We start from the raw sequence: 14,068 nt of genomic DNA, 5'->3' as shown, positions 1-14,068 counted from the left end.
TCAGTCCTCCGCCCGCGCTGCCGGATCGGCCGTCGGCAAGGAAATGCCGCTCCACGCCGGCAGCGCCACCGTCACGGGAACATTCCCGGCAAGAAGCGGCGTACCTGAAGCAAGCGCATCGGCAATACGGTCGATCCGCACAATAGCGAGCGCCCTGTTACCGGAAACGGTTCCGAGCGCGCCGACCGGCTTTCCATCGGCAGTAATCTCCGTTCCGCTGGCGGGAAGCGCGACTTCGGCCGAAACGCTGACGACGCGGCGTCTTGCCGTGCCGCGATGTTTCATGCGCGAGACGACTTCCTGACCGACAAAACAACCCTTATTGAAGGAAACGCCGTCATTCACATCCATTAGCACATCGTGCGGAAAAGCATCCTGAAGCGCATAATCCCGACCGGATTCGGCAATGCCTTGCTCGATACGGAGCGCATCATAGGCCGCGATGTCGCCGGATGCGGAGGCGCCCGGTATACGGTAGAGATCGATGCCGGCTTTGGCGAAACGGCCATCCCTGACGCCAGCCGCTGCGGCAGTCTCGTTCCAGAAAACGCTCACGCCTTCCACCGTCTCGGCTTTGAGGTCGACCGGTGCACGCAGCTTGTACATGGTCAGGCGGCGCAACAGCGCGTCCTGTTCGGCCGCGCCCGTCTCAATCAGATAGTCCCCGCCATCGCGCCAGATCAGAAAATCGAACAGAATCTTGCCCTGCGGCGTCAGAAGGGCTGCGGCCCTTGCTTCGCCTTGCGGCAGGTTTTCAACATCTGCGGTGATGAGGTTGTTCAAAAATTCCTCGGCGCCGGTACCGGAAACCCGGATCAGACGGCGGTCGGCAAGAAAGGCGGAAGGCATGGCGTCACCGTTCGGTTCGTCGAGACTATGCGGATAGCAGGCAAGATGCAGATGCATTTGCCGGAATGCTCATTCCGCACAGTTAGGATTTTTGCAAAAGAACGGCAAGCGCTGCGATGCGATCAATCGCCGGCGGTGAAGAACTTCCACTTGCCATCAGGCGAAATGCCGACGCGATAAAAGCTGTAATTGCCAAATTCCTGCATGTCAGCCAGATCGCCCGCCGTAATGATTCGCAGAAGCTCCACCTTTTCCGGCGCAGTCAGCGTATTCAGCGGTTTTCCGGAAAAATAGGGGAAAACATAGGCCTCGTCAGGCGTGCCGGCGTCCACATGGGCATAACCGGTCGACAGCAGGTCGATGATGATCGCCAGCACTTCCAGCCCGTCAGGATCGCCGGAGTAAGTTTTCAGCGCCGCAATCGGGTCTTCGCCGTCATTGCCGTCGATGCGGAATTCGTTCTGGCCGGCAGCGATGAAGGGTCGCAGCTTTTCGATATCGCCGGAGGCGGCGGCATCGATGATCTGCTGGCGCAGCTTGCGCACGGGTTCCGGCGCCTTGGAAATGTCGTGCTCGATCACGACAGACATTTCAGGCGTGTTGTCGGACGTGGAGGATTGCTGGTTGGCCTGATTGGCGGAACGGTCCACCAGCGGGTCGGGCAGGGGAATGCCTTCCGAATCGCCTTCGATTTCGTCCGGCTCCGCGGGCTGGGCCTGCTGCGGCTCACCGCCATTCTCAGCCTTCGGCTCGCTTTCGGTGTTCTGCGCCGGCTTCAGCTCGGAAAGGGCAAAGGCGCGGCCTGGCATGCCAATCGGGCTGGCGGCGAGCGCAAGCAGGATGGACAGCAGGGCGGAAGAGCGCAAAAGCCCCTTGCTCAGGCAAGACATGATAAACCCCGGCTTTACTGTATTACCCGCTGCGGCGAAAACTCGCCCTGAAGCATACGCTGGCGCAGCGATTCTAGCATTGCTTCAGCGCCGGCCTCGCCATGGATACGGATGGTTTCGCGCATGGCCAGAGCGATCGCGGCATCGGCGATGATCTCAGGCTCGATGCCGTCGGCCATGCCGTCAGCCCATGCCTCGTTCTGGTGTTCCAGAGCGACCTGCATTTTTTCATGCACGATCATATCGTCGATTTCGTTACGGCTTGTCTGCATTTTTCATCCTCGACAGGGCGGGCAAGTCCTTACCACCCTGTTAACAACACTAGCAGCCTTTTATCAAAACGGCACGGCCTGCGGCGAAAAGAGGTTAATAATCCTCTAATTTCCGAACCGGGACGCGATTTCCTGCGCGAGTGTTGCCCCTTCGTTACGGTAGTTCTCTTCTGCCATGATGGCGGCGCGTGTGCAACTGGTGTGGATAGCCGCAAAGGAGCGGTATCCACGGTTGAATGCGGCCGTCATGCGCTGGCGGCGTTCGGGTTCGTTGGCCGTATCAGCGGCCAGAAGGTCGCTCATCGATTTGCGCCAGTCCTCCGGTCCGGAGGAGGGGCACAACGTTCTCAGATACTGCACCGCGCCCAATATTTCCGAAAGCCGCGCCAGCTTGTCGTCGTAAGGAGCGGGTTTGGGCGGTGTCGCTTCCGCAGGACGCGCCGTAGAAACGGATTTTGAAGGCTGCGCATAAGCGATACCCTCTTGCCCTGATACGGCAAGCATTGTCACAAAAAGAGACAGGAAGATGGTTGGTCGTATCAAAATTCTATTCTGCCCCACACATACGCGTGAACTGTTGGCTCGTGACCATCCGGCGGGCGGATCGATCCTAGATAATAGCGATTCTGGCTGGCTGGCAATCATGCAAGCAGGCGTTCGGCGCATTCGACGACGCTTTCGGGCGCGGGCAGCAGGCGAATTTCCGCCAATGTGTACCAGCCCGCATCCGCCGCATCGTCGCCGACAGTCACGAGGGGGGCGGCATCGGTTTCCACGGTGAAAACCGACAGGAAATAATGGCTCGTCAGCAGGCCTGCCGCATCTCGCGAGGGAAGATCGTATGTCGCGAAAAGCTGCGGCCGGCGAGCGACGATGCCGGTTTCTTCCTGCAGCTCGCGCAATGCCGTTTCGGCAGGTGTTTCGCCGTCTTCGGCCCGACCGCCCGGAAAGGCGAACATGTCCTTGGAGGGTGGGTTGATGCGGCGCACGAGAAGCAGCCGGTCTCCATTCCTGACGATGGCGGAGGAGGCGGCACGGGGCTTGATACGAAGGGTCATGAAGGGTTTCGCTTGTTTCGGCCGTTTCCGGCCTGTCTATCGTGGTATCGTGGCTCGGAAAAATCGATTCCGGTTTCCGCGCCGATGGTTATAGTCCGGAACGGACGCGATTGTGCATGCTAAAGACGGTGGAATGAAGGTCTATCTTATCTACGTTCTGGCGGCTCTTGCCGAAATCGCCGGCTGTTTTTCCTTCTGGGCCTGGCTGAAACTCGGTAAGACCGGTTGGATATTGTTGCCCGGCATGGTGGCGCTGGCGGCTTTTGCCTGGCTTCTGACGCTGGTGCCGACAGAGGCGGCGGGCAGGGCCTATGCCGCCTATGGCGGGATCTATATTGCTGCCTCGCTTTTCTGGCTCTGGGGCGTGGAAGGGCAAACGCCGGACAGGTGGGATATCGCCGGCGGCATCGTCTGCCTTGCCGGCACCGCCATCATCCTGTTCGGACCAAGGGCATAAGGAGAAGGCGATGTGCGGACGTTTCGTGCTGAAGGCGACGCCGGAGGAGATTGCCGATTATCTCGATCTGATCGGCCTTGAGGACTTTCCCGCCCGTTTCAACATCGCGCCGACCCAACCCATTCTGGTCGTCATGGAGGGCGAACGGCAGGAGCGCGGCAGCAACCTGCCCAACCGCCGCGCCGTGCTGGTGCGCTGGGGTTTCATGCCGGGCTGGGTGAAGGATCCGAAGGACTTTCCGCTGCTCATCAATGCCCGTTCCGAAACCGCCACCGGCAAGGCCTCCTTCCGCGCGGCCATGCGCCATCGCCGCGTGCTCGTCCCGGCAACGGGTTTTTACGAATGGAGGCGCCCGCCAAAGGAGGAGGGCGGCAAACCGCAACCCTATTTCATCCGCCCGAAAAGCGGCGGCATCGTCGCTTTCGCCGGTCTCATGGAAACCTGGTCGTCCGCCGATGGTTCGGAAGTCGATACCGGCGCAATCCTCACCACGGCAGCCAATGCCGCGATTGGCCGTATTCACGACCGCATGCCCGTGGTCATTGCGCCGGAAGATTTCAGCCGCTGGCTCGACTGCAAGACCCAGGAGCCACGCGAGGTCGCCGACCTGATGCGGCCGGTTCAGGATGATTTTTTCGAGATGATTCCCGTTTCGGACAAAGTCAACAAGGTCGCTAATGTCGGCGCCGACCTCATCGAGCCGGTGCCGGAAAGCGCGCCGCTGGCAAAGATCAAACCGCCGAAGGACGAGGGGCAGATGTCGTTGTTTTGAGGTGTTTCGCGAGGCCAATGACGAGGGCTGAGCGAGCCGCCTCTTTCTTCTCCCCGCCGGGGAGAAGAAACAAGTGGCACTTGCTCGGTCCCATAGAAGACTTCAGAGACAATCAGCCGTTCAGCCCGATCTTTTGCAGGCCTTCCTGGATCATGATGTCGGAATAGACGCGGTTGCGGCCATTCGCCTTGGCGAGATAGAGCAACTGATCCGCCGCATTCAGCTGGTTGTCGAAGGGCTCGCCCTTCTCGATCTCCACGACGCCGAGCGAAATGGTCAGCGCCAGGCTGCTGCCGCTCAGCTGGCGACCGTTCCTTTCCACCTGTTCGCGCAGTTCCTCGCAAAAGGCATAGGCAGCCCGGGCATCCAGTCCGCGCAGGAACACGGCAAATTCCTCGCCGCCGAGGCGCGCGGGAATATGGCGTTGCTCGTCGCACATGTCATGCAGCAGTTCGGCCAGCTTTTTCAGCGCCCTGTCGCCGGCATCGTGCCCCAGCGTGTCGTTGATCTTCTTGAAATGATCGATGTCGAGAATGGCGACGGCGCCGCTCTCGTCATTGCCATTGATGACATCCATCAGCGCCCGCGTGCGCTCGAAGAAGGAGCGACGATTGGGCAGGCCGGTGAGGTGGTCCCGCTCTGCCAGTTCGCGCAGGCGTTTGAGCTGTTTCAAAGTCTCGATATTGTTGTCGATGCGGCATTGCAATTCTTCCGGCACGAAGGGGCGGTAGACGAAATCCGACGCGCCGGCCTTGAGAAAACTTGCCGAAAGGAGACGATCCGTTGAAGAGGAGATGCCGATCACCCGCAAATCTTCGGAGGACCGGCTGTCGCGGATACGGCGTGTTAGCTCGTAGCCGTCCATGTCGGGCATATGATAATCGGTGATGACAAGCTGGATCGTCGGGTCTTGCGACAGTATCTCCAGCGCCTGCTTGCCCGAATGGGCCTCGCTGACCCTGAAATTCTGCCGCTCCAGAATTTCCACCAGGCCGGAACGGGCTGTTCGCACATCATCGACGACCAGAACGGAGAAGAGCTTGTTGCTCAAAATCCGCTGGACCGTTCTGACGACCGCATCGACGGTTCGATGGCCGTCCTTGACGATATAGTCGATGATCTTCTTTTCGGCGTAGCGCTTGCGCGCCTCGTCATCCACCGTGGCGGTGAAAACGATGGCTGGCACCTTGCGCTCGGATAAAAGTGCGAGAATCTCGCCCTTCGGCGCATCGGGCAGGTTGAGGCCCGTCAGCGCCAGCGTGAAATCATGGGCCTGCATGAGGGCATCGGCCGCGGCCATGCTGTCGCAATGGACGACTTCGGCTTCCGTTTCTTCCGAAAGCCGCGTCTTCAGCAGCATGGAAAGAGCAACGGAATCTTCAATCAGAAGGATTTTATCCTGCATGGCCGTCCCAAGCCCCCCTGGCCTGTCTTCACAATCTTCCCTCAACGCCGAACATCCGCCATCCGCGTGTCTGCGGATTCGAGAGCCGGCTTATGCATTGTTGTGGAAAAAAATGCGGAATAGAAAAGTTCTTTTGTATTCACTAATCTATACGTCGGTGTTCGTATAGCCTTCTTGTGGAAGGCGAGCCTTTTACTACACTTTCGTTGCAGCTTCGTTACAGAAGGCTGCCGATTGCGTGAATGACTGACGCTCTGCAGTGTCGCGACGGTGCCTGAAACAAAAAAACGGCGCCCGAAAAAGGCGCCGCGTGATTGTCGATTTTCCGTCGGCAACGTTCCGTTTTCTGGAAGATTCGCAAAATCCAAAAAAATCAAAAAAGCTAATATTTTCAGGCGGTTTTGGCGGCGGGCTTGCGCTTCAGCATCAGGGTTGCGGCCGCTACGGCCTTCAGTCCGAGCGGGCGGTAGTGGCTGTTGAGGTCGGGCTTCGCCGGCGGCTGCGCCTTCGTCTCGTTCGTCATTTCTCTCTCTCCACAATTCACGTCAATCGCCGTTGCGATGCGTGTGAGCCACTTCTTTCGCGGCTAATCTTGACGGATTCGAGGCGAAGAAAAACGAAGCCGGCTTTCCAGACTGCGACATTTTGCGTCACATCCTGCGCCGGCTTGTTTGAGAAAAAATAAACCTGCGGTTTTAAATGCCGCGGTCGAGGCCGTTGCCGCCATTGGCGTCGTCATGTGCGTCTTCCTCGATGGTCAGCGTACCGTAGCGGCGGTGCCAGAGGCGGGCGCTGATGGGAATGAAGACGAGATAAGCGGCAACCGTCAGAACCAGCACTTCCCAGGTGAAGCTCATCAGCATTGCGACATAGAGCACGACGACGAGGATCATCGGCAGGACCAGATCGCGACGGATGCGGCTGGTGCCGGATTTTCCCGACCAGACCGGCAGGCGGCTGATGAGGAGATAACCGATCAGCACGGTATAGGCGGCGGCCACATAGGCGAAGGGCTTGTCCGGCTCGACGCCGAGGAAGCCGAGATAGACAGGCAGCAGCACCAGCATGGCGCCCATCGGGGCGGGGACGCCCACGAAGAACTCATTCTGCCACGGCGCCTTGACCGGCCGCTCGATCATGACGTTGAAACGCGCCAGACGCAGGCCGGCGGCGATGACATAGATGAGGGCGGCGATCCAGCCGATGGAGCGCGCCTGGTCGAGAAGGTAGGCATAGACCACGAGGGCAGGGGCGACACCGAAATTGACGATATCGGCCAGCGAATCCATCTGCTCGCCGAATTTGGACGTCGCTTTCATCATGCGGGCGATGCGCCCGTCTATGCCGTCAAGGAAGGCGGCAAGCAGCACCATGCCGACGGCCAGCTCGAAGCGGCCCTCTATGGCGAGACGCACGCCGCTCAGGCCCGCACAGATGGCCAGAACGGTGATGAGATTGGGAACGACGAGGCGAAAGGGAATTTCCCTCAGCCGTGGTCCACGGCCGCTGTCGCTGCGGCTTTCGGGTTTGCCGTTCTGTTGCGGTTCGGCGATCGGCGTTTCCATGCGCATGCCCTTCCTGTTTCCGTCAGCCGCGGCGGCTGACGACCGGACCCTTGGCGGAGCCAATTTCGGCAAGCACGGTCTCACCGGCAATCGCCGTCTGACCCACCGATACACGCGGCTCGAAACCTGCGGGAAGGAAGATATCGAGACGCGAGCCGAAACGGATAAGACCGAAACGCTCGCCGGCGTCGACTGGTTCATTCGGCTTTACCCAGCAGACGATGCGGCGGGCAACCATGCCGGCGATCTGCACCACGCCGACCTTGCCGTGCGACGTCTCGATGACGAGGCCGTTGCGCTCATTGTCTTCGGAAGCCTTGTCCACTTCGGCATTGAGAAACAGGCCGGGACGGTAGGCGACATTGACGATGCGGCCACGCACGGGCGCGCGGTTCACATGGCAGTTGAACACGTTCATGAACACCGAGATACGCACCAGCGGTTCTTTGCCGAGTTCCAACTCCAGCGGCGGAACGACGCTCTGCACGGCGGAAACCTTGCCATCGGCCGGGCTGATGATGAGGTCGTCATCCTGCGGCGTGACACGCTCGGGATCGCGGAAGAAATAGGCGCACCAGGCCGTCAGCACGAGACCGACCCAGAACAGCGGTTCGGCGATCCAGCCGAGCACCAACGATGCGACGAAGAAGGCCGCCACGAAGACATAACCTTCCTTGTGGATCGGTACGATGGTGTTGCGAATGGTGTCGAACAGATTCATGAGATTCCTTGCTCCGGTTGTCGTCTGTCGCGTCTGTATGTGGTCGTGATACGACATGAGCCACACGGCAATGCGACAAATTTTGCCTAGCTGGTTACAGCCAAACGCGCCGCCGGGCAATGGGCCGGGGGCCATGAGGCCCGGTTGGCCGGGGTTATGCGCGTCAATGCGCCGGTTCACCGCGGTCGATGACACCCAGATCGTCGGTTTCGCGCACATGGCGCAGCACCTCTTCCGCACGGATCGCCTCGCGCTGGCGGCTCCACATCGAGGCGTAGAGGCCGTTCTGCCCCATCAGCGAGCTGTGCGTGCCGCGTTCGGCGATCTGCCCGTCCTTCAGCACGATGATCTCATCCGCGCCGATGACGGTGGAAAGGCGATGGGCGATGACCAGCGTGGTGCGGTTCTTCGAGACGATGTCGAGCGCGCTCTGGATTTCCTGCTCGGTATGCGTATCGAGCGCAGAGGTCGCCTCGTCGAGAATGAGGATCGGCGGCCCTTTGAGGATCGTGCGGGCAATCGCCACGCGCTGTTTTTCCCCGCCGGAAAGCTTCAGGCCGCGTTCACCGACCATGGTGGCGTAACCCTCCGGCAGCTTGCCGATGAAGGCGCTGATCTGCGCCGCATCCGCCGCAGCCCTCAGTTCCTCGTCGGTGGCGGAGGGGCGGCCATAACGGATGTTATAGGCGAGCGTGTCGTTGAAAAGCACGGTATCCTGCGGCACCATACCGATCACCGAGCGCAGGCTCTTCTGCGTCACATCGCGAATATCCTGCCCGTCAACGGTCACCGAGCCTTCCTGAATATCGTAGAAACGATAAAGCAGCCGCGAGATCGTCGATTTCCCCGCGCCCGAAGGGCCGACAATGGCCACCGTCTTGCCCGCCGGCACGTCGAAGGAAACGCCCTTCAGGATCGGTCTGTCGGGGTCATAGGCGAAATGCACGTCGCGGAAGGAGATCGCGCCCGGTCCGGCTGCAAGCGGCTTCGCATCCGGCCTGTCGGTGACTTCCGCCTCTACTTCCAGAAGATCGAACATCTGCTCGATGTCGGTCAGGCCCTGGCGGATTTCGCGATAAACGAAGCCGATGAAATTCAACGGCACGGAAAGCTGCAACAGCAGCGCATTGACGAAGACGAAATCGCCGATTGTCTGTTCGCCGCGCTGCACGGCAAGCGCCGACATCACCATCATGACGGTGGAGCCGATGCCGAAGATAACGCCTTGGCCGAAGTTCAGCCAGCCGAGCGAGGTCCAGATCGAGATCGCCGATTTTTCGTAACGCTCCATGGCGACATCGAAACGCCGCGCCTCCATCTCTTCATTGCCGAAATATTTGACGGTCTCGAAATTGAGGAGCGAATCGATTGCCTTGGTGTTGGCGTCGGTGTCGCTGTCATTCATGGCGCGGCGGATGCCGATGCGCCAGTTGCTGGCCCGCACGGTGAACCAGATATAGGCCCAGACCGTGATGACCGTGACGAGCACATAGGAAAAACCGTAGGAGGCCCAGAAGATGATCGCTGTCAGCAGGAATTCGATGAGGGTCGGCGCGGTGTTGAGAATGGTGAAGCGGACAATGGTTTCAATGCCCTTGGTGCCACGCTCGATGACCCGCGACAGTCCGCCGGTCTTGCGCTCCAGATGGAACCGCAAAGAAAGCTGGTGCATGTGAACGAAGGTCCTGTAGGCGAGCTGACGCACGGCATGTTGGCCGACGCTTGCAAAAAGCGAATCGCGCAGCTGGTTGAGTCCCACCTGTATCAGCCGCGTCAGATTATAGGCGATCACCAGCGCGACGGCTCCGAGCAGGAAGGCGGGAACAAGCCCGGCCATATCCAGCCGGCCGTTCAGCGCATCGGTCGCCCATTTGAAGAAATAGGGAACCGAGATCAGCACCAGCTTGGCGACGACCAGATACACGGTGGCCCAGACCACCCGCATCTTCAGATCCCAACGCCCCTCCGGCCACATATAGGGCCAGAGATTGATCAGCGTCTGGATGGGATTGCTGGAATCCGCGGAAATGGTTTTTTTCTTCGTGGCCATCATTCGCTCCGGTGACTGCCGGAAGCCGACAGCAGGGCGGCGGCTTTGGTCAAGCCGCCGCGCGTGTCACAGATAGGGTTGTTGCGCGTTCACCGCAACGCTAGAAATGCTCAGGAGCCGCCCTTCAGCCGCTTGCGGTGAAGTTCCTCGGCATTCGGCAACGCCTCTTTCGGCACGCCGAAAATCTGGCCGGGCTCGATCAGGTCGGGGTTTTTGATCTGGTCTTCGTTGGCGAGATAGATCGTCGTATAACGCACGCCCTGACCATAAACACGACGGGAAATCTGCCACAGCGTATCACCGCGGCGGATGATGACGCTGTTCTGGCTCTCTGCCAGCGGCGCCTGCTCGAAGGTCTGCGGACCGGCGGGCGCCTGTGGAGCGGGAGCGGCGGGCGCCGTGATGTGGAGCTCGGCAAGGCGGCTTGCCAGCGAGGCGATACCCTTGCCGATTGCCGCCACATCGTTCGGCCATGCTTCGACCGATGTCAGCAGCTGGCGCGCCTTGGCGGTGATGTCGCCGGCAAAAGCGGTGAAGGCCGGATCTGTCGCGGCGGCGGTACGGAATTCCGAAAGCGACTTGAGGCCGATGACGACGGCGGAGCGGCCGGCAATGGCCTGATCGAGCGCCGGCGTGGCCTGATCCTTGTAGAGATTGGAAAGAATGCCGAAGGCCTTGGCGACATCGTCGCGCAGCTTTTCAAAAGTTGCGCGATCACTTGCCGTGCTCTGGTTTTCAGCCGGCGCCGCAGTCGCTGTGGCTGACGACGGAGCGGACGGCGTTTGCATGGCGACGGTCGCCTGGTCGGTCTGCGGCCGCTCGAAGGGAACGCGCACGCGCAGTTTCGCGGCGCCGTCGGCGTTCAGTTCCTCGACGGTGATGATATGGCTGCCGACGCTAAGCTCGACATCGCCTTCGACGACGAAATGACCGGAGGCCTCAGTCGTGCTCTTGCCGATCTCCTTGTCGTCGACAAGCGCCCGAACGGTCGAACCGGCGGGCGCGGAACCCGCGACGAAGATCTTCGATCCCTCGAACTCGACGGCGGTGACCTGAACGCTCGAGGTCAGCGGGGCCGCGGCGGACGCAGCCGCAGTGCCGGCGAGCGGTGCGGAAGCGGTGTTGGCGCTAGTTTCGGATGTTGCCGCAGGCTGTTGCGAGGGCGCGGCTTGCGGCTGAAGCGCCGGAGGGGCCGCCTCCGGCATGGCCAGCACGCGGCTTGCCTTGCCGGGCTTGGAAACCATGGCCAGAAGCTCGCCCGTCTTGCCGTCAGGTACGGAAACCGTGGCGACTTCTTCGGATTGCGTTGCCTTGCCGTTGGCATCGGTCGAACGCAGCACCAGCTCATGATCGCCGGGTGGCAGCGGATTGTCGAAAACGGCGGCGAAATCGCCGCTGCCGTCGATGGTCGTCTGCGCGATCACCTTGCCGTTGCTCAAGATTTCGAGCTTCGCACCGGGCTGCGCCTTGCCGGCGATCACGGCCGAACCATCCGGCTCGACGCGCAGCACGTCGAAAGTCGGCGTGGCGGATGATGATTGCGCCGCATCGGCGGGTGCTGCGGCCGGTTTTTCTGGTTCTGGCGCACCATCGTCGGTGCCGGCGAAGACGCCAGCCAGACGACGCACCTGGGCCGCCGCCGCCGCCGCATTGTCAGGCAGGCCGCGCAGGAACGCCGTGGTGCGCTCGGCGGCCGCGCGCGCCGTAGTGATGAGCCGCGACGTCGTTTCGTCCAGCGACTCGGGAATTTCGATATTCGTCAGTTCCTTCAGCGAGGTTTCGACTTTCTTGCGCGCCGCTGCGAAATCGGCGTCGGAGGGAACCTTGCTGTCGGCGAAAAGCGTCGTCAGATCCTTGATCGACTGGGTGGCGGAAGCCGCCCGCCGTCCGACCTTGTCGGCGATGTTGGCGGTTTCCTCGGCCGCGTCGGACAGAATGTCGCCCGCCTTGTCGGCGCCCATTTCAACGCTGTTCTTCACGGCGTCGCCGGCCTCGTTGATAGCGTCGCCGATCGGTTTGCCGTCGTTTGAAATCCGCGGCAGGACGAAAAAGATCATGAGCAGGGACGCAATCCCCAGCACGACCAGCGCCAGCAAACCGGCTTTATTATTTTTCATCCTGGAATCTCCGGGTATTTCAAGCTTTTCACACAAGTTGAGATTGCTAGCGCCTTACCTTGCGCCAGACAAGCGGCGAGTGGCTAAAAGGCCATATTTGCAAGGGATTTCCCAAATTTTCTTGACGTGCCGCATCGCACATAGTTCCTTCCCTTCATGACGGACAAAAATACATCGATTCGATCCATCTGCGTTTATTGCGGCTCCCAGCCCGGACGTGATCCGGCTTATATGGAAGCAGGCCGCGCGCTTGGGAAATGCTTTGCCGAAAGCGGCATTCGCCTCATTTATGGCGGCGGCACCAAGGGCATCATGGGCGCGGTCGCCAGCGGCGTTCTTTCCAATGGCGGCGAAGTAACCGGCATCATACCGGAATTTCTGGTCGATATGGAGGCGACGCGCCATTCTCTCGGACAATTGAACGAGCTTGTCATAACCAAGGACATGCACGAGCGCAAACATATGATGTTCGAGCGGTCCGATGCCTTCGTGACATTGCCGGGCGGTGTCGGCACGCTGGAGGAGATCGTCGAGATCATGACCTGGGCGCAGCTTGGCCGCCATTCCAAACCGATGGTCTTTGCCAATATCAACGGCTTCTGGAACCCGATGCTGGAGTTGGTGCAACACATGCGCGACCAGGGCTTCATTCACCGCGCGCATCTTCTCAACCCACTCGTCATCGACGAGGTGAAGGATATCGTGCCCGCCATCATCGACCGGGCGCTGGCGCAGCAGAACCCGGAAGGCGACCCTTCGGTGATTTCCCGCCTTTAACGACTATGCGTATCCGCGATTGCTGGCGAATTGTTGAGACCCATTTGCCCCAAACAGCGGAAAGGTGACCACGATAGTACAGACTACCGCTTGAGCCGCAGCAGGCTGGAGCCGGTATAGATCGCCAGCGCCACCCAGATCATCGCAAAGGCGGCCATGCGCACCATATCGAACGGCTCCTTGAAGATGAAGATGGCAATGAGGAAGATCATCGTCGGTGCGATATATTGCATGATGCCGATGGTCGACAGCCGCAGCAGTTTTGCGCCATTGCCATAAAGGATGAGCGGAACGGCGGTGATAAGCCCGCTTGCCGCCAGAAGCCAGGTATCGGCGGAGTTGCCGCCCATGAAATGCGCCTGTCCGCTGAAGGCGAGCCAGATCATCACCAGCACGGCAGGGATGGATAAAAGCATGACTTCCAGCAGGAAACCCTGCGTTGCGCCAATCGGCAAAGTCTTGCGGAAAAAGGCGTAAAAACCCCAGGACACGGTGAGCGCGATGGACACCCAGGGCAGGCTACCCGCATGCCAGGTGAGGATCGCCACCGCCAGCGCCACGAGGCAGATAGCGGCGATCTGCGCCGGATAAAGCTTTTCCTTGAGAAGCACCGCGCCGAGGAAAATGCTGAACAGCGGATTGATGAAATAGCCAAGCGCGGCATCGAGCGCGCGGCCTGCGCCGATCGCCCAGATATAGACGCCCCAGTTGATGCTGATGAGGATGGCCGTCAGGCTCGCCATAGCCAGCATCTTCGGGGTTCTGAGCGCGGTTCTGATTTCCGCCGTGCGCCCGAGCGCAATCAGCACGACCGCCGCAATCGGCACCGACCAGACGACGCGATGGACAATGACCTCGATCGGCGAAATATGCGCAACCGCTTTCATGTAGAATGGAAGAAACCCCCAGAGCAGATAAGCGGAAAGCGCGAAAGCAAAACCGCGCGCGCTGTCGCCGCCCTCCTGGGCCGGGAGCGATTTGTCGAGTGCCATGGGGAGTACCGCCAATTGTTCGGATGCCGTTTTATAACGGATTGTCACAGTGGCGGCCAATTCATTTCCGTGAAGGGTTCATGAGAAAAACTGCATGAATAAAAGGCGCGCTGCCCTTGAAATGGGCTGCTCCGCGATGGAAG

At 60.2% G+C, this 14,068-nt stretch carries 15 protein-coding genes; 3 read left to right on the top strand and 12 right to left on the bottom strand.

All coding sequences use genetic code 11. From position 1 onward, the window contains the following. From ygfZ to O9X91_RS15040, 5 genes are all read right to left on the bottom strand, one after another. Positions 1-849 carry a CAF17-like 4Fe-4S cluster assembly/insertion protein YgfZ gene (gene ygfZ, locus O9X91_RS15060; RefSeq protein ID WP_142912633.1) on the bottom strand — a complete coding sequence of 283 codons (849 nt, stop codon included), beginning with the start codon at positions 847-849 and terminating at the stop codon, positions 1-3. A gap of 122 nt (positions 850-971) precedes the next feature. Further along, positions 972-1,739 carry a hypothetical protein gene (locus O9X91_RS15055; protein WP_137410028.1) on the bottom strand — a complete coding sequence of 256 codons (768 nt, stop codon included), beginning with the start codon at positions 1,737-1,739 and terminating at the stop codon, positions 972-974. A 14-nt stretch (positions 1,740-1,753) separates the two neighbouring features. After that, a complete protein-coding gene (locus tag O9X91_RS15050) occupies positions 1,754-2,011 on the bottom strand; it encodes a hypothetical protein (protein ID WP_003501987.1) in 258 nt (85 codons plus the stop codon). Positions 2,012-2,116: 105 nt separating this feature from the next. After that, positions 2,117-2,554, bottom strand: coding sequence for a TIGR02301 family protein (locus O9X91_RS15045; protein ID WP_077982596.1), 438 nt, complete (start codon positions 2,552-2,554; stop codon positions 2,117-2,119). Positions 2,555-2,652: 98 nt separating this feature from the next. Then, positions 2,653-3,069, bottom strand: a complete 417-nt coding sequence (locus O9X91_RS15040) for an NUDIX hydrolase (protein ID WP_142912505.1) — start codon at positions 3,067-3,069, stop codon at positions 2,653-2,655. A 133-nt stretch (positions 3,070-3,202) separates the two neighbouring features. Between O9X91_RS15040 and O9X91_RS15035 the strand changes: the two genes are divergently transcribed. Both O9X91_RS15035 and O9X91_RS15030 read left to right on the top strand, forming a co-directional pair. Continuing rightward, positions 3,203-3,526, top strand: coding sequence for a YnfA family protein (locus O9X91_RS15035; protein WP_077982594.1), 324 nt, complete (start codon positions 3,203-3,205; stop codon positions 3,524-3,526). Between the two features lie 10 nt (positions 3,527-3,536). Further along, entirely contained in the window at positions 3,537-4,298 is a 762-nt protein-coding gene (locus O9X91_RS15030; protein ID WP_142912506.1) for an SOS response-associated peptidase, read from the top strand. A 112-nt stretch (positions 4,299-4,410) separates the two neighbouring features. Here the strand turns inward: O9X91_RS15030 and O9X91_RS15025 are convergent, their stop codons facing one another. The 6 genes from O9X91_RS15025 to O9X91_RS15000 form a co-directional block, all read right to left on the bottom strand. After that, a complete protein-coding gene (locus tag O9X91_RS15025; protein WP_142912507.1) occupies positions 4,411-5,703 on the bottom strand; it encodes a GGDEF domain-containing response regulator in 1,293 nt (430 codons plus the stop codon). Positions 5,704-6,094: 391 nt separating this feature from the next. Then, positions 6,095-6,226 (bottom strand): hypothetical protein, encoded by a 132-nt coding sequence (locus tag O9X91_RS15020; RefSeq protein ID WP_264673018.1) that lies wholly within the window; start codon positions 6,224-6,226, stop codon positions 6,095-6,097. 172 nt (positions 6,227-6,398) lie between these two features. Next, positions 6,399-7,268, bottom strand: a complete 870-nt coding sequence (gene pssA / locus O9X91_RS15015) for a CDP-diacylglycerol--serine O-phosphatidyltransferase (RefSeq protein WP_077982591.1) — start codon at positions 7,266-7,268, stop codon at positions 6,399-6,401. A gap of 22 nt (positions 7,269-7,290) precedes the next feature. Continuing rightward, a complete protein-coding gene (locus O9X91_RS15010) occupies positions 7,291-8,046 on the bottom strand; it encodes a phosphatidylserine decarboxylase (protein ID WP_137410032.1) in 756 nt (251 codons plus the stop codon). Between the two features lie 106 nt (positions 8,047-8,152). Continuing rightward, complete coding sequence (locus O9X91_RS15005; protein ID WP_142912508.1) at positions 8,153-10,039, bottom strand: ABCB family ABC transporter ATP-binding protein/permease; 1,887 nt, start codon at positions 10,037-10,039, stop codon at positions 8,153-8,155. Positions 10,040-10,149: 110 nt separating this feature from the next. Then, on the bottom strand, positions 10,150-12,156 hold the full coding sequence (locus O9X91_RS15000; protein WP_142912509.1) for a LysM peptidoglycan-binding domain-containing protein: 2,007 nt from the start codon (positions 12,154-12,156) through the stop codon (positions 10,150-10,152). 156 nt (positions 12,157-12,312) lie between these two features. Between O9X91_RS15000 and O9X91_RS14995 the strand changes: the two genes are divergently transcribed. Beyond that, on the top strand, positions 12,313-12,933 hold the full coding sequence (locus tag O9X91_RS14995; protein ID WP_077982588.1) for an LOG family protein: 621 nt from the start codon (positions 12,313-12,315) through the stop codon (positions 12,931-12,933). 83 nt (positions 12,934-13,016) lie between these two features. Here the strand turns inward: O9X91_RS14995 and rarD are convergent, their stop codons facing one another. Continuing rightward, entirely contained in the window at positions 13,017-13,925 is a 909-nt protein-coding gene (gene rarD / locus O9X91_RS14990; RefSeq protein ID WP_077982587.1) for an EamA family transporter RarD, read from the bottom strand. Positions 13,926-14,068: the final 143 nt, after the last annotated feature.

This window comes from Agrobacterium salinitolerans (assembly GCF_027498475.1).
GTDB classification, from domain to species: domain Bacteria; phylum Pseudomonadota; class Alphaproteobacteria; order Rhizobiales; family Rhizobiaceae; genus Agrobacterium; species Agrobacterium salinitolerans.
The sequence above is the reverse complement of the archived record's forward strand: the minus strand, read 5'-3'. Positions and strand labels throughout refer to the sequence as shown.

What these genes read in the sequence shown, in the direction of transcription:
- ygfZ (WP_142912633.1), bottom strand. Translation starts at nt 849, where the DNA reads ATGCCTTCCGCCTTTCTTGCCGACCGCCGTCTGATCCGGGTTTCCGGT.
- O9X91_RS15055 (WP_137410028.1), bottom strand. Translation starts at nt 1,739, where the DNA reads ATGTCTTGCCTGAGCAAGGGGCTTTTGCGCTCTTCCGCCCTGCTGTCC.
- O9X91_RS15050 (WP_003501987.1), bottom strand. Translation starts at nt 2,011, where the DNA reads ATGCAGACAAGCCGTAACGAAATCGACGATATGATCGTGCATGAAAAA.
- O9X91_RS15040 (WP_142912505.1), bottom strand. Translation starts at nt 3,069, where the DNA reads ATGACCCTTCGTATCAAGCCCCGTGCCGCCTCCTCCGCCATCGTCAGG.
- O9X91_RS15035 (WP_077982594.1), top strand. Translation starts at nt 3,203, where the DNA reads ATGAAGGTCTATCTTATCTACGTTCTGGCGGCTCTTGCCGAAATCGCC.
- O9X91_RS15030 (WP_142912506.1), top strand. Translation starts at nt 3,537, where the DNA reads ATGTGCGGACGTTTCGTGCTGAAGGCGACGCCGGAGGAGATTGCCGAT.
- O9X91_RS15025 (WP_142912507.1), bottom strand. Translation starts at nt 5,703, where the DNA reads ATGCAGGATAAAATCCTTCTGATTGAAGATTCCGTTGCTCTTTCCATG.
- O9X91_RS15020 (WP_264673018.1), bottom strand. Translation starts at nt 6,226, where the DNA reads ATGACGAACGAGACGAAGGCGCAGCCGCCGGCGAAGCCCGACCTCAAC.
- pssA (WP_077982591.1), bottom strand. Translation starts at nt 7,268, where the DNA reads ATGGAAACGCCGATCGCCGAACCGCAACAGAACGGCAAACCCGAAAGC.
- O9X91_RS15010 (WP_137410032.1), bottom strand. Translation starts at nt 8,046, where the DNA reads ATGTCGTATCACGACCACATACAGACGCGACAGACGACAACCGGAGCA.
- O9X91_RS15005 (WP_142912508.1), bottom strand. Translation starts at nt 10,039, where the DNA reads ATGGCCACGAAGAAAAAAACCATTTCCGCGGATTCCAGCAATCCCATC.
- O9X91_RS15000 (WP_142912509.1), bottom strand. Translation starts at nt 12,156, where the DNA reads ATGAAAAATAATAAAGCCGGTTTGCTGGCGCTGGTCGTGCTGGGGATT.
- O9X91_RS14995 (WP_077982588.1), top strand. Translation starts at nt 12,313, where the DNA reads ATGACGGACAAAAATACATCGATTCGATCCATCTGCGTTTATTGCGGC.
- rarD (WP_077982587.1), bottom strand. Translation starts at nt 13,925, where the DNA reads ATGGCACTCGACAAATCGCTCCCGGCCCAGGAGGGCGGCGACAGCGCG.